The sequence below is a fragment of the Saccharothrix espanaensis DSM 44229 genome (assembly GCF_000328705.1).
Classification (GTDB): domain Bacteria; phylum Actinomycetota; class Actinomycetes; order Mycobacteriales; family Pseudonocardiaceae; genus Actinosynnema; species Actinosynnema espanaense.
Window position 1 is genome coordinate 2,582,080 of sequence record NC_019673.1, and the last position, 21,590, is coordinate 2,603,669.

Consider the following 21,590-nt stretch of genomic DNA (forward strand, 5'->3'; position numbering starts at 1 on the left):
GCCCGGCTACCTTGGGGCCATGCTCCTGACGTCCGCGATCCTCGCGGTGAGCGCGGTCTACGTGATCGCGGGGGTGCTCAGCCGCCGGGCGCAGCCGCGCAACCGAACCGGCGTGCTGATGGTGGTCGTCGGCCTGGGCTGGACCGCGGACCTGCTGCTGGACCGCCCGGACGACTTCATCTACCACGTGGCCGCCAAGTCGTGGCCCGCCGTGCTGGGGCACCTGGTCACCGCGTTCCCGACCGGACGGCTGCGAACGGTGCCACGCCGGGCCGTCGTCATCTCGGGCTACCTGTTCGCGGTCGTGCTGACCGCGGCCTCCTACTGGCCGGGCCGGCCGTGGACACCCGTTCTCGAGAGCGCCGAGACGCCGCTGACGTTGCTCGTCGGGCTCGCCATGCTGGGGCTGCAACTGCACCGCTGGCGGTGCAGCAGCATGGCGCAGCGGCGCACGCTCACCTCGATGCTGGGCGCGTCCCTGGTGGCGGTGATCGCCTACACGGCGTGGAAGCCGATGACGGAGGCCGGGCTGACCCAGCCGATCGTCGCGCTCATGCTCGCGCTGGTCGGCATCCCGTTCGCCTACCTGGCGGGGTTGCTGCGCCGCCGGGTGGACCGGGCCGGGCTCGCCGACCTGGTGGTGCGGCTCAACGCCGACGGCCCGCGCGCGGGCGTGCGGGACGCGTTGGCCGCGACCCTGCGCGACCCCGGCCTGCGGGTGGCGTACTGGACACCGGCGCAGGAGCGGTACGTCGACGCGTCCGGCGCGCCGGTCGAGGCGGACGAGAACTCGGTGCAGACCCGCGTCGACCGGGGCTCGTCACGGGTCGCCGTCCTGCTGCACGACCCCGGCCTGGACCTGGAACTGGTGGACGCGGCGTGCGCGGCGGTGGCGCTGGCCCTGGAGAACGAGCGGCTGGCCGCCGAGCTGCGCGCGCGGCTGCGCCAGTTGGCCGAGTCGCGCCGCACCCTGCTGCGGGCGGGCGAGGTCGAACGCCGCCGGCTCGAACGCGACCTGCACGACGGTGTGCAGCAACGGTTGCTGTCGGTGGCGATGACGTTGGGGCTGGCCGAGACGCTGCCGGCCGAGCGCGGGCGGGCGCTGGTCGCCGAGGCCAAGTCGGCGGTGCTCGCCACGATCGACGACGTGCGCGCGCTGTGCCACGGCATCCACCCGCCGGTGCTGACCGAACGCGGCCTGGGCGGTGCCGTGCGGGAACTCGCCGCGCTCGCCGGGCCGGGCGTCGAACTCGTCGTGGACATCGGCACACCGCTGCCGCCACAGGTGGAGACGACCGCGTACTACGTCGTCGCGGAAGCGTTGGCGAACGTGACCAAGCACGCCGGCGCGTCGCGCACGAAGATCGCCGTCACCTCCGGTGGCGGCTCGCTGGTGGTGCGGGTGGACGATGACGGCCGGGGCGGCGCGGACGTGCGCGGCGGCTCGGGGCTGCGCGGTCTGACCGACCGCGTCGAGGCGACTGGGGGGACGATGAAGGTGGTCAGCACCGTGGAGACGGGGACCAGCGTGCGGGTGGTGCTGCCGTGCGGGTCGTGATCGCGGAGGACTCGACCCTCTTACGGGAAGGGCTGACCCGGCTGCTGGCCGAGGCCGGCTTCGATGTCGTGGCGGCCGTGGAGGACGCGGACGGGCTGGTGGGCGCGGTCCAGCGGCACCGACCCGACGTGGCCATCGTGGACATCCGGATGCCGCCGACGCACACCGACGAAGGGCTGCGCGCGGCCGTCGCGCTGCGCCGCGAGCACCCCGCGACGGGAGTTCTGGTGCTGTCGCAGTACGTCCGGGTCAGCTATGCGGCGGAACTGCTGGAAGAAGGCGCGGACGGCGTCGGCTACCTGCTCAAGGACCGCGTGTCGGACCTGGCCGAGTTCACCGCCGCCGTCCGCCGGGTCGGCTCGGGCGGGTCCGCCTTCGACCCGGCGGTGGTGGGCCAACTGGTCGGCCGGCGGCGCGACGACCGGCTCACCGAACGGGAGCGGGCGGTGCTCGCGCTGATGGCCGAGGGGCGCACGAACCAGGCCATCGCGGCGCGGCTGTTCATCGCGGAGCGGACCGTGGAGAAGCACTGCACCGGCATCTTCACCAAGCTGGACCTCTCGGCGAGCCCGCACGACCACCGCCGCGTGCTGGCCGTCCTGCGCTACCTCAACGGCTGACCCACCCAGGGCGGACAGGCTGCCGGCGCTGCGAGTGCGTGTCCGGCGCAACGTGCGCCCGGCGCGGACGTCCGGGTGCGCCGGCGTATATCCGGCGGGCGTGCTTTCGCCGGCGGCGCGATCGCGGGTGACCGGCGTTGGTGTGGGCGGGCCGGAGGTGTGGCTAGCCGCACCAACGGCGGGTGGTGGCACGGTTCCCGCGCCGCGCGTCGGCGCGGGAACCTGGGCGCCATGTTGCAACAGGGGCGGACCAGGGCTTCCCACCGCACAGACCTGATCACCGTGCTGCTCGGCACGTGGTTCTCGCTGGGCTTGTTCCTCGACGCGTGGGCGCACTCGAACGTGCCGGAGCTGGAGACGTTCTTCACGCCGTGGCACGCGGTCTTCTACTCCGGGTTCGCCGCGACCGGCGCGTGGATCCTGTGGTTGGTGTGGCGCAACGTGCAGGCCGGGCGGCGCGGGCTGGACGCGGTGCCGGTGGGGTACGGGCCGGCGGTGCTCGCGCTGCCCGTGTTCGCCGTTTTCGGGGCCGGCGACTACCTGTGGCACACGCTGATCGGGATCGAGCAGGGGATCGACATCCTGTTCAGCCCGACCCACCTCGGCCTCATCACGTCCATGATCGTCATCCTCACCACACCGCTGCGCACGCTGTGGATGGACAAGGACGTGACCGCGCCGTCGCTGCGCAGGTTCCTGCCGGCCGCGCTGGCGCTGTCCTTCACCACCGCGCTGGTCCTGCTGTTCGTCTCCTACGCCGACGCCACGATCTACGGGTCCCAGGGCGTGCTGCGGGCGTTCAGCTTCGACAAGGCCGACGGCGGGTCCTCGGGGGCCAACCGGCTGGCCTCCTCGATCACCATCACCAACCTGGTCCTGATCACCCCGCTGCTGCTGGCGGCCCGGCGGTTCCGGCTGCCGGTGGGCACGGCCACCATCCTCCAGGTCGTGGTGATGCTGCTGAGCACGGCGGTGGCGAACTACGAGAACCTGGGCACGGCCGCCGCGTTCCTGCTGTCCGGCATCGTGATCGACGTCCTGCTGTGGTGGCTGCGCCCGTCGGAGGAGCGGCTGCGCGAGTACCGCGCCTTCGCCTTCGCCGCGCCGCTGGTCACCTGGGTCTTCTTCTTCGCCGCGGCGGGGATCGGCGCGGGCGGGATGCCGAGCGTGACCGAGATGTGGACCGGCGCGCCGCTGGTCGCGGCCCTGCACGGGCTGCTGCTCGCGATCGTGCTGGTGCCGACCCGGCGATGAGGGTCTTGTTGCTGGTGCTGGGTTTCCTGCTGCTCACGGCCGGACCCGCGCACGCCCACGCGGGCGGGCTCACCCCGCAGGACGAGCTGAGCTCGGTCACCGAGGTCGACCCGCCGCTGCCCGGCGTGACCGCGCGGATGGTCAACCACGGCACCCAGTTGGAGATCCGCAACGACGGCCCGGTGCCGCTCGCGGTCGCCGACCGGGTGGTGCGGCCCGGGGAAGTGCTGCGGTACCGCGACGATCGCACCCGGGCCGCCACGTGGGAGGTGCCGCTGGGCACGTCCGCGGTGCGCGGCCGGGTGGAGTCCACGCCGGGGCCGAATCCGCTGTGGTGGCTGCTGGCCACCGCGCTGCTCGCGGTCGGCGGCTACTTCCTCAAGCACGCCACGGGTTTGCTCGCCGGGGGAGTGGTCGTGGTGGCCGCCGCGCACGTCCTGCACGCCATCGGGTCGACGCTCGCGGTGACCGGTGAGTCGTTCGTGCCGCTGATGGCCGGGGCGAGCGGGGTCGGCCTGGTGGCGTGGCCGCTCGCGGTCCTCGCCGTGGTCGCCGCGGTGCGCCGCTCGCCCGCCACCGCGTTCATCGCCGCCGTGGTCGGCGCGATGCTGGTGGTGGCGGGCATCCCGGACTTCGACAGCTTCCGGTTCTCCCAGTTGCCCTTCGCCGGTCCGGCCGACGCCGACCGGTGGCTGGTGGCCCTCACCCTCGGCGGCGGGCTCGGCCTGGCCGCCGGCGGGTTCGCGTTCATGAGGAAGGACCTGGCCCGGTGATCCGAGTTCTGCTGTGCGCGGTGCTGCTGGTGGTGACGGCGTGCTCGTCCGCCCCGGCGGCCCCGAGCGGTCCGCTGGTGCTCTCGCTGTCGGTCGACCAAGCCTCGCCGCAGCGCGTCGAGGCGGTCAAGGGGCAGGCGGTCGAGCTGACCGTGACCAGCAGCGGACCGGTCGACGTGCACGTGCACGGGTTCGACGTGTTGGCCAAGGCGGACAAGGACAAGCCGGCCGTGCTGAGGTTCGTCGCCGACCAGACCGGCACGTTCGACGTCGAAGCCCACCCGGACACGCTGTTGGTGCAGCTGGTGGTGCGGTGACGTTCCTGGCTCACGGCGTCGGCGAACGGCACGACCTGCCGCTGCCGTTGGACCTCGTGCTGCAAGGCGCGGCGGTGGCGCTGTTGGCCTCGTTCCTCGCGCTGGGCCTGCTGTGGACGACGCCGAGGTTCACGCCCCGGGCCGAGCGGGCGTCACGCGAGTGGTGGCCGGTGCAGGTGCTGATCCTGGCCGCGCTGCCGTTCGTTCCCGGGCAGGCCTGGCCGCACCTGGTGTTCGTGCTGCTCTGGGTAGGGCTCGCGGTGGTGTCGATGCTGTTCGGCCCGGTGTGGCGGGTGGTGAACCCGTTGCGCCTGGCCGCCCGCGTCACGCTCGGGCGCGCGTACCCGGAGCGGCTGGGGCACTGGCCGGCGGCGCTGGGGCTGCTCGTGTTCACGTGGGTGGAGCTGGTGGAGCCGCACGCGCTGCCGTGGTTCCTGCTCGGCTACGCGGTGGTGAACGTCGCGGGCGGCGTCGTGTTCGGGCGGACGTGGTTCGAGCGGGCCGATGGGTTCGAGGTGTACTCGACGTTGCTGGGACGGCTGTCGCCGTTGCGCGGCAACCCCTTCCGAACCTTGGTCGCGACACCGGTCCGGCCGGGGCTGGTCGCCGTGGTGGCGGTCTGCCTGGGGTCCACGGCGTTCGACAGCATCGGGGCGACGCCGACGTGGGCCCGGCTGGCCCCGGTGCCGGACTGGCTCGGGCTCGTGCTGGCGGTCGCGGTCGTGGCGGGCAGCTTCACGGCGGCGTGCCGGCGGACGAGCGGCGACCTGGCGCACTCGCTGATCCCGATCGTGGCCGGGTACGTGGTGGCGCACTACTACTCGCTGCTCGTCGTGGAGGGGCAGCGGGCCGTCGCGCTCCTGTTCGGCACCAGGGACTTCACGCCCGTCGACACGCCGGCCGCGCCGGTCGTCGTGGCGTCGGTGCAGATCGGCGCGGTGCTGACCGGGCACCTGCTGGCCGTGGTGTCCGCGCACGACCGCGCGCTGCGGTTGCTGCCCGGCCGACAACACCTGACCGGCCAGGTACCCCTGCTGGTGCTGATGGTCGGCTACACGTCGGGCGGGCTCGCGCTGCTGTTCGCCGGGTAGTGGCGGAGTTCCTGGTATACGGTCGATTGGCGCAGAACGGCTGCGCGCGCGGCCGTGCACCACCCACCCGACGTCGCTCCCGCGACGCTGTGTCGCCGATGTGCGGACACGGTCGGCCCAACCCGTTGCTCCGACAAGGGGTCCGAGTCCGCATTCGCGCGGACCAACGCCGTGGCGCATCCGCCGCCGGTGGTCCCGTTTCCCCTGACGGCTTGGCTTTTCCCGGCACACGGATGAACGGCCTTGTTGCCGGAACGGCCCGATCACTACCTTTCGTAAGCGATGAATTCGCGGATCTGTGGAATTCACTCCCGGTGGTGAGAGGACCGCAATGAACGTGTACACCACAGGTCTGCTGTGGGTCGGTGGCGCGGCCGTGTTCGCCGCCGTGATCGCCTACCTGATCCGCAAGTACGGCCCCGACGAAGGACGTTCGGCCAACAACGAGGCCGCCGGGCAGGTGTTCACGATCGTGGGCGGCCTGCACGCGGTCCTGGTGGCGTTCGTCCTGATCGCGTTGTTCGACGCGGTCGGCGCGGCCGGGCAGTCGGCGTACAAGGAGGCGGACGGGCTGGTCGCGGCCACCTGGGCCGCCGACGCGCTGTCCGCGGAGACCGGCGAGGAGGTGCGGCAGCTCTCCCGCGCCTACGCGATCACCGTGATCAACGACGAGTGGCCCGAGCTCGCCGCCGGCCGGGACTTCGAGTCCGAGGGCTGGAACCAGCTCGACCGGATCCGCCGGGTGGTGGCCGCCGCGCCCGCCGGCGACGAGTGGCTGATGGACCGCAAGAAGGAAGCCGCTTCCCAGCTGTGGCAGGTGTTCCAGGCCCGGCAGGAGCGGCTGGACGCGGCGGGCGGCGGCGTGAGCGCCGTGGTGTGGTTCGTGCTGGTGATGGGCTCGGTGCTGTCCATCGGCCTGCCGCTGCTGTTCGGCGGCCCTCTAATGCGAACGCACGTGCTCATCGTCGCGACCCTGGCGGCCACCATCACGTTGCTGCTCTACGCGACCTACCAGCTCCAGAACCCCTACGGCGGTGGTGCCGAACTCGCGCCGGACGCGTTCCGACTGGCCGTCGAGCGGTTCGGATGATCGACCTCTTGGCGGTGGCGGTCTGCTCGACCATCCAGGTCGAGGCGGTCCACCACGGGCCGTCGGCGGTCTACCTGGTCGACCTGCCCTCCGGTGCCGTGCGGGGCCTGGGCACGCTGGACGTGCGGGTGAACGCGATCGGCTACTCCGCGCCGCAGGACCGGGTGTACGGCCTGGACGACGACGGCCGGGTGGTCGCGCTGGACCGCGCGGGCCGCCGGCTCGACGTGCCCTCGCGTCCCTCGCACCTGCTCCGGCACGCGACCGCCGGCGTGGTGGTCGGCGAGCGGCTCGTGGTGCGGTCCGGGCCGAGGCTGCTCGCGGTGGACGTGAACCCGAACAGCGGGCGGTACCTGGAGGTCGTGCAGGAGACCTGGCTGTGGCCCGCGCCGGAGGCGTTCACCGTGGACGACTTCGACCTGAACCCGGCGGACGGCCTGCTCTACGGCGTGGCGACGTTCTCGCACGGCCACGCGTACCCGGTGACGATCGACCCGTCGTCGGGGAAGGTGCGCAAGGTGCCCGGCGCGGGTCGGCTGCCCGGCGGTGACGCGTACGGGGCCGTGGTGGTCGGGCGGGACGGGGCGTTATACGCGACGAACAACCGCGAAGACCGCCGCAGCACGCTCTACCGGGTCGCGCTGGACGGTTCGGGCGCGGTGGCGGAGATCCTGACCCGGCCCGCCGTGCGCACCCTCGACGCCGCCGGCTGCCTGTCCGTGCCGCCGGTCGTCGAACCGCCCGAACCGACGCCCGAACCGACGCCCGAACCCACCCCGGAACCGCCGATCCCGCCGCAGCAACCCGGCGTGCCCCAGGTCCCGGTGCCGCCGGTCCCCGGCGCACCGCCCGCACCGCCGCCGCCGCCGGACCAACCCCCGCCCGACGAGCCGACCACCACCACCACCACCGAGCCGGCCACGACACCGCCCCCGTCGAAGTCCCGCATCGCCGTGGCCGAGCCGCGTGCCGAAGAGGTCACCTCGATCAACCGCAACGTCCGCGACCAGCGCCGCTGGGGCCTGGTGGCGATCCTGCTGATCCTGGGCGCGGGCGCACTGGCCCGCCAGAACGCCCGCCACCGCTAGAACCCCACCGCGACACCGGCCCGTGCCGGCCGCAACCCCGCCGGCCGCACCCCACCGCAGGCACCGCTACGGGATCAGGGGGCGTACTGGTCGATGCTGTCGGGGTCGGTGCGGACGCCGTGCAGCACGGCGTCGAGCAGGCCCGGGAAGCGCTCGTCCAGGTCTTCGCGGCGCAGGGAGAGCAGGTGCGCGCGCCCGGACGGGCGTTGCCAGATCACGCCCGCGTCGCGCAGGACGCGCCAGTGGTGGGTGAGCGTGGACTTCGAGATCTCCTTGCTCAGCACCGTCCCGCAGGGGTGCTCGCCGCCGCCCGCGAGCACGCGGACCACGGCCAGGCGCATCGGGTTGCCCAGCGCCGTCAGCACGTTCTCCAGCTTGATCTGGTCCCGGTCGGGGTGGTGGCCGATCACCCAACCCAGTGTACGTCAGTACGAGAGTTATCGTACGATCCGACCGTACGTAAATAGTCGTACTATCGAATCGTAAGGACGTCCTCGTGGCCGACCACCGCAAGCCGGGCCTCAGCCTCGCGCTGCTCGCCCTGGCTCAGTTGATCTTCGCGCTCGACCTCAACATCGTGTTCGTCGCGCTGCCCGACATCGGCGCGGAACTCGGCTTCACCAGCCAGACCCAGCAGTGGGTGGTCAGCGCCTACGTGGTGGTGGCGGGCGGGTTCCTGCTGCTCGGCGGACGGGCCGCGGACCTGCTCGGCCGCCGCCGGGTGTTCGTGCTCGCCCTGGCGATCTACGCGGTGTCCTCGCTGGCCGGCGGCCTGGCGACCAGCCCGGCCGTGATCATCGCGGCGCGGGCCGTGCAGGGCCTGGGCGGCGCGCTGCTGCTGCCGTCCACGTTGGCGCTGCTCAACAACCTGTTCGAGGAGGGTCCCCGGCGCAACCGCGCGCTCGCCGTCTGGGGCGGCGCGGGCGCCAGCGGGCTGACCGTCGGCGCGCTGCTCGGCGGCGTGCTGACCGAGGGCTTCGGCTGGCCCGCGGTGTTCTTCGTGAACGTGCCGCTGGCGGGCGCGGTGGCGTTGGCCGCGCTGGCGGTCATCCCGGCCGACGAGCGCGGCGGGCCCCGCCGGCGGTTCGACCTGCCCGGCGCGCTGACCGTGACCGGCGGCGCGACCCTGCTGGTGTTCGTCCTGGTGCAGGGACCGGAGGTCGGCTGGACCACGCCGACGGTCGTGGTCGCGGCGGTGCTGGCGGTGGCGCTGCTGGCCGCGTTCGCGGTCATCGAGAAGCGCAGCGCCGACCCGTTGATGCCGCCACGCCTGCTGCGCAACCGGAGCCTCCTCGTCGCCGTGACGGTCACCGCGATCTTCATGGGCACGTTCGGCGCGCTGCCCTACTTCCTGACCGTGCTGCTGCAAACCGTCCACCAGTTCTCCGCGCTGGAGGCCGGGTTGGCGTTCCTGGTGCCGTCGCTGGCGATCGCGTCCGGCACCCAGATCGGTGAGCGGATGGCCACCCGGCTCGGCACCCGGGCCACCCTGGTCACCGGGTTCGCCATCGGCATCGTGGGCACGGCCGGCCTCGCGCTCGGGTTCGACGCCGGAGCCACCTTCCTCGCCGCCGTGCCGGGCCTGGTGGTCTCGGGCGTGGGGCAGGGCATCGTGTGGACCGCGATGTGGATCGCCGCGTCGTCCGGCGTCGCCGCGCACGAGCAGGGCGTCGCGTCCGGCCTCGCCTCGACCGCGCTCAACCTGGGCAACGCGGTCGGCCTCGCGGTGCTGATCGCCGTCGCCAACGCCGGCGTGCCCGACGGCGACGCTGCCCGCGCGGCGACCGCGGCCGGCGGGGCGCTGGCCGTGCTGCTGACCGCGGCGGGGATGGTCGTCGGGCTCGTCGCGGTGTTCGCGCTGCCGCGCAAGGTCGGTGCGACGCCACCTGTCCCCGCGCCGGTGTGACCCGGGCGTGCCGGCCGGCGTCGTCCGGCACACCCACCCCGCGTCCTCCGAAGTGCGGACGCCGCCCCCGACCATCGGCCGACTCGGTCACCGCCGCGCCGGCCCTAGGTTTCCCGGTCGGGGAGGCAATCGATGAGTGGACGGATCACGGCACTGGACGTGCTGCGCGGCGTGGCGATCCTGGGCACGCTGGGCACCAACATCTGGATCTTCACCGACCCGGACGGGCCAGGTGGGTTCCTCACCGGGGCGTCGGGGGCCGGTGAGGCGCTGCTGCGGATGGTCAGCAACGGGAAGTTCCTGGCACTGCTGTCGATCCTGTTCGGGATCGGGTTGGCGGTGCAGCACCGGTCGGCGGTCAAGCGGGGGCAGCGGTGGCCCGGGTGGTACCTGTGGCGGTCGGCGCTGCTGATGGTCGAGGGTGCGCTGCACTTCGTGCTGATCTTCGAGTTCGACGTGCTGATGTTCTACGCGCTGGTGTCCGTCGTGGTGGCGTTCGTCGTCGGGCGCGGGACGCGGGTCGTGTGGGGGTGGGCGATCGGGGCCGCCGTCGTGCACCTGGCGCTTGTCGGGTTGCTGACGTTGGGGATGGTCACCGGGCGGGCGTCGCTCGCCGGCGGGATGGCGATCGACACGTCGAGCTGGTGGGCGCACGTCCAGTCGCGGCTGGACCACGTCGTGGCGTTGCGTTTCGAAGCCGTGTTCGTGCTGCCGCTGAGCACGGTGCTGTTCCTGGCCGGGGCGATGCTGCTGCGCGCCGGGGCGTTGGAGGACTCCACGCGGGGTCACCGGATCCAGCGCCGGCTGATGGGGTGGGGCCTGGGGGTCGGGCTGCCGCTGAACGTGCTGACCACGCTGGCCGGCGGCGAGTGGTTCGCGGTCGACCGGTACGTGTGCGCGCCGGCGGTGGCGTTCGGGCTGCTGGGCGGGATCACCGCGCTGGTGCACCGGATGCGCGCCGAACCGGGGGTGCTGCGGCGCGGCGTGACGGCGGTGGGGCGGTCGGCGCTGTCGTGCTACATCGGGCAGAACCTGATCGCGTCGGTCCTGTGCTACCGCTGGGGACTGGACCTGACCGGCCGGTTCGGGCACCTCGGGGTGTGGTTCACCGTCGGGATGTGGGTGGTGGTCTCGGGGCTGCTGATGCTCGGGGCGACGTGGTGGATGGGCCGCTTCAGCCGCGGCCCGGTCGAAACGCTGTGGAACTGGGCCTACCGCGCACCGCAACGCCGTCCGACGCCGGTCGCCTGACCGCCTGCCGGTCACGGTGGGGCGTCACGATGGGGCGTCACGGTGGGGCGAGCAGCGCGCGGATCGCGGTGGGCGTGTGGCCGGTGTGCCGGCGAGGTCGCCCTCACCGGTGGCGCGGGCGTCGGTGACGAACACCCGGTCGGCCTCGGGCACTGGCGTGCGCGCGGCAGCCGCGATCCACCGAAGCCGGACTTCGAGCCCGGTGACGGGAACTGGCTGTTGCTCGCCGATCCGGAAGGGCACCTGTTCTGCATCAGCACCGGCTGACGTCGCCGGTCGGCACCGGTGTCCACATCGGACACGGTGACACTTCGGTGTTATCTCGTGCGGGCGGTGGGGGCGGCGTAACGTCGTTGGCATGACTGCGGAACGCGGACGGGTGCGGGTCGAGACCGGGACCAAGCGGGTGCGGGCCTACCTGGCGGGATCGCCGGTGGTGGACACCGTGCGGCCCGCGCTGGTGTGGGAGAAGCCGTACTACCCGACCTACTACTTCCCGGCGGCGGACGTGCTGGCGTCGCTCGTGCCGACCGGTGACGTGGTGCGCTCGCCCAGCCGGGGGTCGGGCGAGGTGCACGACGTGAAGATCGGTGACGTGGTGGCCGCCGGCGCGGCGCTGACGTACCCGGAGTCGCCGCTGGAGGCGTTGCGCGGGCTGGTGCGGCTGGAGTGGGACGCGATGGACGAGTGGTTCGAGGAGGACGAGCCGGTCTACGTCCACCCGCGCGACCCGTACACCCGGGTCGACGCGTTGCCCAGCAGCCGGCACGTGCGGGTCGAGATCGACGGCGTGGTGGTCGCCGAATCGCGCCGGCCGGTGGTCCTGTTCGAGACCGGGCTGCCCGCCCGGTACTACCTGCCGATGACCGACGTGCGGATGGACCTGCTGCGGCACACGGAGTTGCGGACGAGTTGCCCGTACAAGGGCACGGCGGAGTACTGGTCGGTCGTGGTGGGTGACGAGGTGCACGAGAACGTCGTGTGGGGGTACCGGACGCCGTTGCCGGAAAGCCGCGCGGTGGCGGGGCTGGTGTCGTTCTACAACGAGAAGGTCGACATCGTCGTGGACGGCGTGCGCGAAGAGCGACCGCGGACGCCCTTCAGTTGACTCGATCGGGTTAATCGGGTAACCGGTTCGGATCGGGTGGACCTACTCGACCCGGGCAAGATCGAGTCGGTGGCCGGCTGGGTCCGGGGCACGGTGTGAGCCGCTGCTTGACGTGGGCCTGCGACGACGAGGTGCCCGTGCTGCGGCTGGGCGGCGAGCCGCCGTCGTCCGCGAGCGCCGCGAGCAGTTCGATGCAGTCGGCCGAGGGCGGGCTGCTCACGGCGTTGACCGACCAGGGCTGCGACTCCCCGCTGATCCCGCCCGCGCCGTGCACCGTGCCGCCGACACCGCGCTCCGCCGCGTCGCCGGCGTGCGTGGCTGCCCGGACCGAGGTCGCCTCGGTCGCCTTGGCCGGCGTTCCCACGTCCGGTTGACCGACCCTCGCGGCCCTTCCGTCGCTGCCCGTGAAGGCGGACGCCGTAGGAACGGGGTGTTCCGCCCGGACGGCGGATGGTCGCCAGTCGTCGTTCCGGTGGAAAGTCGCCTGGTGCCCTCCAACGTGTTCCCGGCGTCGCCCAAAGGCCACCGCGACCCCCGGATCGTCGCCCGCAAGATGACGCTCCTCCAGGCTCCGCACATGAAGCCGCTGACCGAGTTCGCCCGCAGGATCGGGACCGACCGCAAGGTCGACGTGCCGCTGTTCGACCCGGCGAGCGGCGGCGTCAAGGCGAAGGTCCTCCTGCTGCTGGAGTCGCCCGGACCGGCCTCGACGGCGACCAGGGCGGGCTCCGGCCTGATCTCGCTGGACAACGACGACCAGACCGCGGTCAACGGGTTCACCGCGCTCAAGGAGTCGGGGCTGTCCCGCGAGGTGTGCCTGAACTGGAACGTCGTCCCGTGGTACCTCACCGGCCACGCGCCGACGCCCGCCGACCTGCGCGCGGCCGTGCCCTACCTGGTAGAGCTGCTCGGGCTGCTCAAGGAGCTGAAGGTGGTGGTCGTCCTGGGCACCCCCGCCGGCACCGGCTGGAGCCTGTCCGGGCGCGGCTACGGGCTGAAGGTCTTCAACGCCCCCCACCCGTCGCCGCAGTCGATCAACCGCGACCGAGCCACCCGGTGGCCGCAGTTGGTGGGCGCGTTCCGCCAAGCGGCGGAGGCGCTCAAGTAACCCCGCTCCCGCGCCCCGGGCACCACGATCGGGTCGCACGCCCGGTACCCCCGAAAGAGGCCCCATCACGTCGATCCCGCTCACTCACCGCGACCGGGCACACGCTGCTCTTTCCGTCGCAGAACAGCTGCTCGTAGGCGGCTCGGGCGGCGTGGCGGCCGGTGGGGCGTGCGATTTGGTCCGAGTGGGCGCTCCCGGTGCCGGTCATCCGTGCGCCGCGCCTTCCGCCTGCCGACACCGGTTCTGATGGTCCGAGCGGGCTTTTCACCTCCCGGCCTCCCGGGGGACAAGCCCGCGCTCGCTGCGACGCTTCGAGATCACGTCATGGCGACGGCTTGTCACGCACCGAGCGGTCGATTCGTCCGCGCAACGACCTCAGGTGTTCCACCAGTTCCGGCGGACCGTGCACCTCGAACTCGCAGCCCAGTTGCACGAGCTGGAACGCCAAGTAGTCCAGCGTGTCGGTGTGGCTGCGGACGTGCGTGCGGTGCTCGTCCACCGCCGTCAGGTCGCCGGGGGTGTCGCCGAGCCGTTCGCGCACCTGGTCTAGCGGCAGGTCGACGGTGGCCACGGCGCTGTACGTGGGTGCGCGGCCGAGCATCCGGTCCCGCATGTAGGTAGCGACGTCGGCGGTGGGCAGGTCGCGGTGTGGCGCGCGGGCCGCCGTGGGGTTCAGGTGCTGCATCCGGTCTACCCGGAAGACCCGCCAGTCGTCCCGGTCGACGTCGAAGGCCAGCAGGTACCAGCGGCGGCCGATCGGCAGCAGGTGGCGCGGCTCGACGTGCCGGCGGCTCTCCGCGTCGGAGCCCGTCCGGTAGTGGAAGCGCAGGCGCTCGCGGTTGGCGATCGCGCCGGCCAGGGTGGTCAGGTGCTCCGGGTCGACGGTGGTGGTCGGGCCGCCGAGGGAGACCGGGACGGTGGCCGCGCCGAGTGCGCCCACCCGGCGGCGCAGCCGGGCGGGCAGGACCTGTTCGAGCTTGGCCAGGGCGCGGACGGACGCCTCCTCGATGCCCGTCACGGCCTGGCGGGCGGCGGTGCGCAGGCCGACCGCGATGGCGACGGCCTCCTCGTCGTCCAGCAGCAGCGGCGGCATGGCGGTGCCGGCGGCCAGCCGGTAGCCGCCGTCCGCGCCCATGCTGGCGTGCACCGGGTAACCCAGGTCGCGCAGGCGCTCGATGTCGCGGCGGATGGTCCGGGGGCTGACCTCCAGCCGCTGGGCCAGTTCGCTGCCCGGCCACTCGCGCGGGGTTTGCAGCAAGGACAGCAGCGCCAGCAGCCGGCCCGGGGTGTCGGTCATGCCGTCGATGATGCCGCACGACTAGGACCTGGCCTGTCCTAGTTGCCGACCGGGGACGGCACCCGCCCGACAAGAGGGTGCCGCACCCGCACAGCCGGCCCGCCGGCCGGGGTGGCCTACGCCGTGGCGCCGACTTCCCGGGCCCAGCGCTCGAACGAGCCGGCGGGGCGGCCCAGGACGCGGGACACGTCGTCGGTCACCACGGCGTTGCGGCCCGACCGCGACCACAGCACGCCGTTGCGCCACGCCGGGTCGAACGCCGCCGGGTCCACGTCGACCACCTCGACCGGCCGGCCGCGCGCCGCCCCGAGGATCGCGACCTGCTCCGGCACGCTCAACGCCGCCGGCCCGGTGAGCGTGTACAACCGCCCGTGGTGCGCGGACGTGGTCAGCGCCTCCACCGCGACGGCCGCCACGTCACGCGGGTCGATCACGGCCTGCGGCACGTCGCCGGTCAGGTTGTGGACCGGCTCGCGGGTCAGGTTCGTCGCGAACGACGACGGACGCAGCACGGTCCACTCCAGGCCGCTGTCCCGCACGGCCTCCTCGCCGGCCAGGTGCCACGGGGCGATCACCTCGCCCTCCCACTCCTCTCCGGTGCCGATCGCGGACAGCCGCACGATCCGGCGCACGCCCGCTTCCCGCGCCGCCGCGACGAAGTTCACGTCGTGCTCGGCGGTCTGGGAGGCCGGGACCAGGTACGCCGCCTCGACCCCGGTCAACGCCGCCACCAGCGACCCCGGGTCGTCGTAGTCGCCGTGCACGTCGTCGGGTCGGGTGGGGTCGCGGGTCATGCCGCGGACGTCCGCGCCGCGCTCCAGCAGGAGCGAGCGGACCAGTCCGCCGGTGGTACCGGTCGCGCCGGTGATCAGGAACATGGGCAGAGCCTGCGCCCGGCCGGGCCCCGGGCGATTGGAAAAATCGGCGCTACCGCTTCGCCCGGCTCGGTGCCACCCGCGGCGGTTCGTTCGGCATCTTCGGGTACACCGGCGGCCACGGGGCGTCCATCAGCCCGGCCGCCAGGTCCCGCTGGGACATCTCCAGCAGCGCGGCGATGGACTGCGGCCGCTCCGCCATCTCCGCCCACGGGTCCGGCCGGCCGGGAACCGTCGCGATGGTCAGCGCATCGGGGTCCACTGTGGACAGTTCGGTCCAGGCGACCGGCGTCGACACCTGCGCTCCGACGCGGGCCGGGCGCACCACGCGCCGAACACCGTCTTGTGCGGGGCGTTCTGGTTGTAGTCCACGAAAACCCGCGCGCCCCGTTCCTCCTTCCACCACTGCGCGGTCAGCTGCTCGGGGTGCCGCCGCTCCAGTTCGCGGGCCAGCGCGACGGCCGCCGCCCGCACCTGGTAGCTGTCCCACAACGGTTCCAGGGCCGCGTAGACGTGCAGTCCCCGCGAGCCGGTGGTCTTGACGTACGACGTGATCCCCAGCTCCGCCAACAGGTCCCGGGTCAGCAGCGCGGCCTCGCGCACCTCGGGGAAGCCGATGCCGGGCGAGGGGTCGAGGTCGACGCGCAGCTCGTCGGCGACGTCCGGAGCGCCCGCGCGCACCGGCCACACGTGGAACCCGAGGCACCCCAGGTTCACCGCCCACAGCACGTGCCGGATGTCGGCCGCCACCAGCGCTTCGGCGGTGGTGCCGTTCGGGGTGGACACGGTGGTCGTGCGCAGCCAGTCAGGCGGTGACTTGGGCACCCGCTTCTGGAAGAACGACTTTCCGCCCGCGCCCTCGGGGTAGCGCTCCATGAGCAGCGGACGGTCGCGCATGGTGCGCATCAGCGGTTCCGCGACGGCCGCGTAGTACCGCGCCAGGTCCAGCTTCGTCTCCCCGCGCTGCGGGAAGAACACCTTGTCCGGGCTGGTGATCGGCACACCTTCGACCTCGGTCACGACTCGATCACCCCAACCTCGACCCCGACCACCCGGCTCACGACCCCGGAAACCCCGGACGCCCCGGTCATGGTCGGAACATCTCGGTCAGCTCGGCCGGCGGCACCTCTTCGAGCTGCCGGTAGGTGCACGAGTCCGGCGTCCGGTCGGGGCGGAAGCGGACCAGCCGGGCGGTGTGCCGGAACCGCGTGCCCTGGACGTGCTCGTAGCGCACCTCGGCCACCAGTTCCGGCCGCAGCGGCTCCCACGACAGCGTCTTGTCCGGGGCCCAACGGCTCTGCGCGCCGGGGGTGGCGGCGTCGAGCCGGGCCCACTCGCCCCACGGGTGGTCGTCCAGCGCGCGGGCCCGGTACGGCTCCAGCTCGGCCACCAACTCCCGTCGTCGCGTGGCGGTGAAACTGCTGGCCACGCCCACGTGGTGCAGGGTGCCCTCGTCGTCGTACAGGCCCAGCACCAGCGAGCCGACGCCCTCGCCGTCCTTGTGCGTCCGGTAGCCCGCCACCACGCAGTCGGCGGTGCGTTCGTGCTTGACCTTCCACATCACCCGGCGGTCCTGCTCGTAGGGCAGGTCGGTGCGCTTGGCGACCACGCCGTCGAACCCCGCGCCCTCGAACCGGGTGAACCAGTCCTGCGCGACGTCCGGGTCGTCGGTCGCCGGCGTCAGGTAGAGGCCGGGCGTCTCGGTCAGGGCTTCGGCCAGCAACGCGCGGCGCTCCCCGAACGGCACACCGGTCAGGTCGCGGTCGCCGAGCGCGAGCAGGTCGAACGCCACGAACGACGCGGGCGTCTCGGCGGCCAGCTTGCGCACCCGGGACGCGGCCGGGTGCAGGCGCAGTTGGAGCAGGTCGAAGCTCAGCCCGTCCGGGGTGACGATGACGACCTCGCCGTCCACCACGCACCGCGCCGGCAGCCCGTTCGCGAGCAGGTCGGCGACCTCGGGGAAGTACCGGGTGAGCGGGCGGTCGTTGCGGGAGCCGAGCTCCAGCTCGTCGCCGTCGCGGAACACCACGCACCGGAAGCCGTCCCACTTCGGTTCGTAGACCAGTCCGGGCTCGCGGGGCACCTCGCGCACGGCCTTGGCCAGCATCGGGCGCACGGGCGGCATCACGGGCAGGTCCACCGGGGGAGCGTAAGCCGAGAACGGGTTTTTCACCCGCGCGCCGAATCGAGGGCGACAGTTGTCCGCAATGGGTTTTAGAGTTGGCCCCAACGACCACGGAAGAAGGCCAGTCATGACGAACGCCACCGCGCCGCTCACCGCCGAGCAGACCGACCTGCTGACCACCCTGGCGCGGCACCGAGGTTTCCTGCTGCACACCGTGCAGGGCCTCACCGACGAGCAGGCGGCGGCCACCCCGACCGCCAGCGCGCTGTCCTTGGGCGGCCTGATCAAGCACGTCCGGACGGTCGAGGAGGGCTGGCTGCGGTTCGCCGTCGGCGGCGCGGAGCTGATGGAGAGCGAGCAGGCCGACTGGGAGAACGGCTTCCGGATGGTGGCGGGCGAGACGCTGGAGGGCCTGGTCGCCGCCTACGCCGAGACCGCCCGCAAGACCGAGGAGACGGTGGCCGGCCTCGACATGGACACCGCGCACCCGCTGCCGGTCGCGCCCTGGTACGAGCCGGGTGCCGTGTGGACGGTCCGCCGGGTGCTGCTGCACATGATCGCCGAAACCTCGCAGCACGCGGGCCACGCCGACATCCTCCGGGAGACGATCGACGGCCAGAAGACGATGGGCTGACCGCCGCCCACGACCGGGGGAGGCCCACCGGCGTATTCCGGGTTGCGCGACCGGATGACCGTGAGGTTTCCCCCACGCTGCGAACCGGCTTGGTCTCGTAGAGTGCGGACGGGATGAGCCACGAAGGAGCGGCAATGGGGCTGAAGATCGGCTACAAGGCCTCCGCGGAGCAGTTCGGGCCGCGGGACCTCGTCGAGTACGCGGTACGCGCGGAGGAAGTCGGCCTGGACAGCGTGACGGTGTCCGACCACTTCCTGCCCTGGCGGCACGAAGGCGGGCACGCGCCGTTCGCGCTGACCTGGATGGCCGCGGTGGGGGAGCGGACCAGCCGCGTGCTGATCGGCACCAGCGTGCTCACGCCCACGTTCCGCTACAACCCGGCGGTGATCGCGCAGGCGTTCGCCACCATGGCGCTGCTGCACCCCGGCCGGATCATGCTCGGCGTCGGCACCGGCGAGGCGCTCAACGAGATCGCGGTGTCCGGCCGTGAGTGGCCCGAGTTCAAGGAGCGCTTCGCCCGGCTGCGGGAAGCCATCCGGCTCATCCGCGAGCTGTGGACCAGCGACAACGTCAACTTCGACGGCGAGTACTACCAGCTGGTCAACGCCAAGGTCTACGACCGGCCCGAGCAGCCGGTGCCGATCTACGTCGCCGCCGGCGGCCCGACCGTGGCCAAGTACGCGGGCCGCGCGGGCGACGGGTTCATCTGCACGTCCGGCAAGGGCATGGAGCTCTACACCGACCAGCTGCTGCCGGCCGTCGCCGCCGGCGCCGAGGCCGCCGAGCGCGACCCGGCCGCCATCGACCGGATGATCGAGATCAAGCTCTCCTACGACCGCGACCCGGAGGCGGCGCTGGCCAACACCCGGTTCTGGGCCCCGCTGTCGCTCACCCCCGAGCAGAAGCACTCGGTGGACAGCGCGGAGGAGATGGAGCGGCTGGCCGACGAACTGCCCATCGAGCAGGTCGCCAAGCGCTGGATCGTCGCCTCGGACCCGCAGGACGCCGTCGACCAGATCAAGCCGTACCTCGACGCGGGCCTCAACCACCTGGTCTTCCACGGCCCCGGCCACGACCAGGAGCGCTTCCTGACCCAGTTCTCCGAGGACGTCGTCCCGCTGCTGCGCAAGCTCGGCTGACCCGCCCGGTGGGCGCGGGCACGACTCGCGCCCGCCGTCCGGTCCACCGCGCGACCGGGCCTAGGGCGAGCACCCGATCCGGTGCAGCCGCACCCCGCGTCGGTGAACACGGCCCTTGATCCGGCCCCGCCCGTGCGAACGTCTCCCCGCCGAGCCCACGTCGTCCGAGTACGACGCCAAGCCCGCCGCGCTTGAGTACGACGCCGAGCCCACGTCGTCCGAGTACGACGCCGAGCCCGGTGGGAAGGGGTCAGAAGCGGGCGAAGCGGCGGATCTGGTCCTCGTGCGACGGGTAGCGGGGGACGAGGTCGTCGGCCTTCGCGAACTCCACCACGTCGTCGGTGTACGGCGGCACGACGACCGTGCCCACCAGGGACCACTCGCCCTGCGGCGCGCTCGCCTGCCAGACGCCCGGCTCGACGGCCACCTGCGGGCGTTGGCCGGCGGCCAGGTCGAGGCCCAGCACCGGCTCCCGCACCTCGCCGTCCGGGTGCAGCAGCAGCATCCGCAGCGGCGCGCCCGCGTGGTAGGCGTAGATCTCCAGGTGCGCCAGCCTGTGCAGCCCGGAGAACTCCGGCGCGCGCAGCAGGTAGTAGATGGCCGACGCCTCCGCCGAGCGCCACGACTGGCCCCAGTGCCCGCCCTCGACCGGCAGTTCCGCCAGGTCGAGCAGCTCGACCGCCTCTTCCGGGGTCACGACAGCTCCGCCTCCACCGATCCGTGCACCACGACCATCCCCTTGCCCAGCCGTTTCGCCGTGTACATCGCCGCGTCCGCGCTGCCCAGCAGGTCGTCCGCGGTGAGCGCCGGGTCGGGCGCGTCGCGGTGCGAGATGCCGATGCTGGCCCGGATGTGGTGCACGCCGCCGGCCGTCCGGTGCGGTGACGACATCGCGTCCAGCACCCGCCGGCCGATCTCCTCCGGCGGCGACGGGTAGCCGTCCACCAGGATGCCGAACTCGTCGCCGCCCAGCCGGGCCACCGTGTCCTGCGCGCGCACGCAGTGCTGGAGGCGTTGGGCGACGATCCGCAGCACCGCGTCGCCCTCGGCGTGGCCGTAGTTGTCGTTCACGTCCTTGAAACCGTCCACGTCGATGAACAGCACCACCAGCGGGTCCGGGTTCTCCAGCGCCGCGTCCAGGCGCTCGCGGAACAGCACGCGGTTCGCCACCCCGGTCAACGGGTCGTGGTACGCCTGGTGCCGCAGCCGCTCGCGGCTGTCGCGCAACTGCTCCAGCAGCCGCACGTTGTCGATCAGGGTGAACAGCTGCCGGGCGATCACCAGCAGCACCACGGCCAGGCCCACGTAGATCTCGAACGGGTTGAGCCGCACGCCGGTCGCCGTGCCCACCACGATGAACAGGCCGGTGATCAGCATCGGCAGGTAGGGCACCAGGATGTGCAGCATCTCGCCCGCGCGCAGCTTCCCGGCGGCGACCCGCTCCCGGCCGGCGCTGCTCGGCGCGATGGAGGACAGGAAGTACAGCGCCGGGCACACCATGAACCCGATGTCGGCGGCCACCGGGATGTCCGTGACGCCCTTGCTGACCAGGAACGCGAACACCCAGCCGGACGCCGACTGGCCCAGCCCCGCCAGCGCCACGAACAGCATCGGCAACTGCCGCACCGACCGGTGCGACCACGACGACACCAGCAGCACGACCAGCATCACCAGGTACGCCGCCGGGTGCGCCACCACGGTCGCGAAGCCCGGACCGGACGTGGCCCACGCCCGCACCATCGACTCCAGCAGCGACACCCAGGTGAGCACGAACAGCGAGCCGACCACGATCAGCCCGTCCAGCACGATCACCACCCGGCTGCGGTGGTTGGGCAGCGAGCCCGCCCCGCCGTGCCCGAGCACCAGGACCGCGAACAGGGCCAGCACCGGCACCAGGATGAAGCCCAGCGGGGCGACCGTGGTCGAGGGCAGCGGGACGCCCAGGAACACCTGGCCCCACGTCCACGCGCCCAGCCCCACCACCAGGCTGGCCATCGAGGCGGCCATCCACAGCCGCCACCGCCGCGCCGTGCCCTGCCGGCGCAGCCCCGCCCGCCAGTAGCAGACCATCGCGGCGCCGGCCCCGGCGAGCTGGGTGAACTTGTCGACCGCGATCGCCGTCGAGCGCTCCAGCGCGCCGGACAGCACCAGGGTCACCACCACGACCAGGAACGCGCAGACGGCCGCCGCGATGAGGCTGAACCGTCTCAGGGTCATGGCACCCCGCCTATGCCGCGACTGGAGTCGATCAGTGGACCGAGCCACTGTATTGACCCGGTGACGCTGTGTCGACCTGGGGGTGTCCGTTGGTCACCGAAAGCGTGTCGGGCGGGGTCCGCGGGCGGTCAGCCGGTAC

Annotated in this window: 21 protein-coding genes and 1 pseudogene; 15 read left to right on the forward strand and 7 right to left on the reverse strand. The window is 72.7% G+C overall.

Annotated elements, in window-relative coordinates:
- The first annotated feature begins 19 nt into the window (after nucleotides 1–19).
- From BN6_RS11865 to BN6_RS47755, 8 genes are all read left to right on the forward strand, one after another.
- Entirely contained in the window at nucleotides 20–1,558 is a 1,539-nt protein-coding gene (locus BN6_RS11865; protein WP_015099867.1) for a sensor histidine kinase, read from the forward strand.
- Nucleotides 1,546–2,178: a response regulator transcription factor gene (locus BN6_RS11870; protein ID WP_015099868.1), complete on the forward strand. Its 633-nt coding sequence runs from the start codon at nucleotides 1,546–1,548 to the stop codon at nucleotides 2,176–2,178. The genes BN6_RS11865 and BN6_RS11870 overlap by 13 nt, the downstream gene beginning before the upstream one ends.
- 231 nt (nucleotides 2,179–2,409) lie before the next feature.
- Complete coding sequence (locus tag BN6_RS11875) at nucleotides 2,410–3,432, forward strand: hypothetical protein (protein WP_015099869.1); 1,023 nt, start codon at nucleotides 2,410–2,412, stop codon at nucleotides 3,430–3,432.
- A complete protein-coding gene (locus BN6_RS11880; RefSeq protein WP_015099870.1) occupies nucleotides 3,429–4,205 on the forward strand; it encodes a hypothetical protein in 777 nt (258 codons plus the stop codon). Before BN6_RS11875 ends, BN6_RS11880 begins: the two co-directional genes overlap by 4 nt.
- Nucleotides 4,202–4,522 (forward strand): hypothetical protein, encoded by a 321-nt coding sequence (locus tag BN6_RS11885; protein WP_015099871.1) that lies wholly within the window; start codon nucleotides 4,202–4,204, stop codon nucleotides 4,520–4,522. The genes BN6_RS11880 and BN6_RS11885 overlap by 4 nt, the downstream gene beginning before the upstream one ends.
- Nucleotides 4,519–5,613: a hypothetical protein gene (locus tag BN6_RS11890; RefSeq protein ID WP_015099872.1), complete on the forward strand. Its 1,095-nt coding sequence runs from the start codon at nucleotides 4,519–4,521 to the stop codon at nucleotides 5,611–5,613. The genes BN6_RS11885 and BN6_RS11890 overlap by 4 nt, the downstream gene beginning before the upstream one ends.
- Before the next feature lie 331 nt (nucleotides 5,614–5,944).
- Nucleotides 5,945–6,703, forward strand: coding sequence for a bestrophin-like domain (locus tag BN6_RS11895; RefSeq protein WP_015099873.1), 759 nt, complete (start codon nucleotides 5,945–5,947; stop codon nucleotides 6,701–6,703).
- A complete protein-coding gene (locus BN6_RS47755) occupies nucleotides 6,700–7,791 on the forward strand; it encodes a hypothetical protein (protein WP_015099874.1) in 1,092 nt (363 codons plus the stop codon). The genes BN6_RS11895 and BN6_RS47755 overlap by 4 nt, the downstream gene beginning before the upstream one ends.
- 74 nt (nucleotides 7,792–7,865) lie before the next feature.
- Here BN6_RS47755 and BN6_RS11905 read toward each other — a convergent pair whose 3' ends face one another.
- Nucleotides 7,866–8,201: an ArsR/SmtB family transcription factor gene (locus tag BN6_RS11905; protein ID WP_015099875.1), complete on the reverse strand. Its 336-nt coding sequence runs from the start codon at nucleotides 8,199–8,201 to the stop codon at nucleotides 7,866–7,868.
- 86 nt (nucleotides 8,202–8,287) lie between these two features.
- Between BN6_RS11905 and BN6_RS11910 the strand changes: the two genes are divergently transcribed.
- The 5 genes from BN6_RS11910 to BN6_RS11935 all read left to right on the forward strand — a co-directional run bounded on the left by BN6_RS11910 (nucleotide 8,288) and on the right by BN6_RS11935 (nucleotide 13,164).
- On the forward strand, nucleotides 8,288–9,697 hold the full coding sequence (locus BN6_RS11910) for an MFS transporter (RefSeq protein WP_015099876.1): 1,410 nt from the start codon (nucleotides 8,288–8,290) through the stop codon (nucleotides 9,695–9,697).
- Between the two features lie 132 nt (nucleotides 9,698–9,829).
- Nucleotides 9,830–10,948, forward strand: coding sequence for a DUF418 domain-containing protein (locus BN6_RS11915; RefSeq protein ID WP_015099877.1), 1,119 nt, complete (start codon nucleotides 9,830–9,832; stop codon nucleotides 10,946–10,948).
- A 358-nt stretch (nucleotides 10,949–11,306) separates the two neighbouring features.
- Complete coding sequence (locus BN6_RS11925; protein WP_015099879.1) at nucleotides 11,307–12,056, forward strand: DUF427 domain-containing protein; 750 nt, start codon at nucleotides 11,307–11,309, stop codon at nucleotides 12,054–12,056.
- 95 nt (nucleotides 12,057–12,151) lie between these two features.
- Nucleotides 12,152–12,430, forward strand: a complete 279-nt coding sequence (locus BN6_RS11930; protein WP_041312622.1) for a hypothetical protein — start codon at nucleotides 12,152–12,154, stop codon at nucleotides 12,428–12,430.
- Nucleotides 12,431–12,543: 113 nt separating this feature from the next.
- Nucleotides 12,544–13,164: a uracil-DNA glycosylase gene (locus tag BN6_RS11935; RefSeq protein WP_051075528.1), complete on the forward strand. Its 621-nt coding sequence runs from the start codon at nucleotides 12,544–12,546 to the stop codon at nucleotides 13,162–13,164.
- A 322-nt stretch (nucleotides 13,165–13,486) separates the two neighbouring features.
- On the opposite strand, the gene BN6_RS11940 is transcribed toward BN6_RS11935, so the two are convergent.
- The 4 genes and pseudogenes from BN6_RS11940 to BN6_RS11955 all read right to left on the reverse strand — a co-directional run bounded on the left by BN6_RS11940 (nucleotide 13,487) and on the right by BN6_RS11955 (nucleotide 17,476).
- Nucleotides 13,487–14,461: a helix-turn-helix transcriptional regulator gene (locus BN6_RS11940; protein ID WP_015099881.1), complete on the reverse strand. Its 975-nt coding sequence runs from the start codon at nucleotides 14,459–14,461 to the stop codon at nucleotides 13,487–13,489.
- A gap of 116 nt (nucleotides 14,462–14,577) precedes the next feature.
- Nucleotides 14,578–15,339 (reverse strand): NAD(P)H-binding protein, encoded by a 762-nt coding sequence (locus tag BN6_RS11945; protein WP_015099882.1) that lies wholly within the window; start codon nucleotides 15,337–15,339, stop codon nucleotides 14,578–14,580.
- A gap of 49 nt (nucleotides 15,340–15,388) precedes the next feature.
- A pseudogene (gene ligD, locus BN6_RS11950) lies at nucleotides 15,389–16,356 on the reverse strand (non-homologous end-joining DNA ligase).
- 67 nt (nucleotides 16,357–16,423) lie between these two features.
- Nucleotides 16,424–17,476 carry an ATP-dependent DNA ligase gene (locus BN6_RS11955; RefSeq protein WP_197540262.1) on the reverse strand — a complete coding sequence of 351 codons (1,053 nt, stop codon included), beginning with the start codon at nucleotides 17,474–17,476 and terminating at the stop codon, nucleotides 16,424–16,426.
- 112 nt (nucleotides 17,477–17,588) lie between these two features.
- Here BN6_RS11955 and BN6_RS11960 point away from each other — a divergent pair, with 112 nt between their 5' ends.
- Together BN6_RS11960 and fgd are read left to right on the forward strand one after the other, a co-directional pair.
- Nucleotides 17,589–18,095, forward strand: coding sequence for a DinB family protein (locus BN6_RS11960; protein WP_041312624.1), 507 nt, complete (start codon nucleotides 17,589–17,591; stop codon nucleotides 18,093–18,095).
- Between the two features lie 134 nt (nucleotides 18,096–18,229).
- On the forward strand, nucleotides 18,230–19,234 hold the full coding sequence (gene fgd, locus BN6_RS11965) for a glucose-6-phosphate dehydrogenase (coenzyme-F420) (RefSeq protein WP_015099886.1): 1,005 nt from the start codon (nucleotides 18,230–18,232) through the stop codon (nucleotides 19,232–19,234).
- A 250-nt stretch (nucleotides 19,235–19,484) separates the two neighbouring features.
- Here the strand turns inward: fgd and BN6_RS11970 are convergent, their stop codons facing one another.
- Nucleotides 19,485–19,931, reverse strand: a complete 447-nt coding sequence (locus BN6_RS11970; RefSeq protein WP_015099887.1) for a cupin domain-containing protein — start codon at nucleotides 19,929–19,931, stop codon at nucleotides 19,485–19,487.
- Entirely contained in the window at nucleotides 19,928–21,451 is a 1,524-nt protein-coding gene (locus BN6_RS11975) for a GGDEF domain-containing protein (protein WP_015099888.1), read from the reverse strand. The genes BN6_RS11970 and BN6_RS11975 overlap by 4 nt, the downstream gene beginning before the upstream one ends.
- Nucleotides 21,452–21,590 lie beyond the last annotated feature (139 nt).

Excerpts from the sequence above, each read along its gene's own strand:
- BN6_RS11940 (WP_015099881.1), bottom strand. The coding sequence starts at position 14,461 with ATGACCGACACCCCGGGCCGGCTGCTGGCGCTGCTGTCCTTGCTGCAA.
- BN6_RS11960 (WP_041312624.1), top strand. The coding sequence starts at position 17,589 with ATGACGAACGCCACCGCGCCGCTCACCGCCGAGCAGACCGACCTGCTG.
- BN6_RS11880 (WP_015099870.1), top strand. The coding sequence starts at position 3,429 with ATGAGGGTCTTGTTGCTGGTGCTGGGTTTCCTGCTGCTCACGGCCGGA.
- fgd (WP_015099886.1), top strand. The coding sequence starts at position 18,230 with ATGGGGCTGAAGATCGGCTACAAGGCCTCCGCGGAGCAGTTCGGGCCG.
- BN6_RS47755 (WP_015099874.1), top strand. The coding sequence starts at position 6,700 with ATGATCGACCTCTTGGCGGTGGCGGTCTGCTCGACCATCCAGGTCGAG.
- BN6_RS11865 (WP_015099867.1), top strand. The coding sequence starts at position 20 with ATGCTCCTGACGTCCGCGATCCTCGCGGTGAGCGCGGTCTACGTGATC.
- BN6_RS11925 (WP_015099879.1), top strand. The coding sequence starts at position 11,307 with ATGACTGCGGAACGCGGACGGGTGCGGGTCGAGACCGGGACCAAGCGG.
- BN6_RS11945 (WP_015099882.1), bottom strand. The coding sequence starts at position 15,339 with ATGTTCCTGATCACCGGCGCGACCGGTACCACCGGCGGACTGGTCCGC.
- BN6_RS11975 (WP_015099888.1), bottom strand. The coding sequence starts at position 21,451 with ATGACCCTGAGACGGTTCAGCCTCATCGCGGCGGCCGTCTGCGCGTTC.
- BN6_RS11915 (WP_015099877.1), top strand. The coding sequence starts at position 9,830 with ATGAGTGGACGGATCACGGCACTGGACGTGCTGCGCGGCGTGGCGATC.
- BN6_RS11895 (WP_015099873.1), top strand. The coding sequence starts at position 5,945 with ATGAACGTGTACACCACAGGTCTGCTGTGGGTCGGTGGCGCGGCCGTG.
- BN6_RS11875 (WP_015099869.1), top strand. The coding sequence starts at position 2,410 with ATGTTGCAACAGGGGCGGACCAGGGCTTCCCACCGCACAGACCTGATC.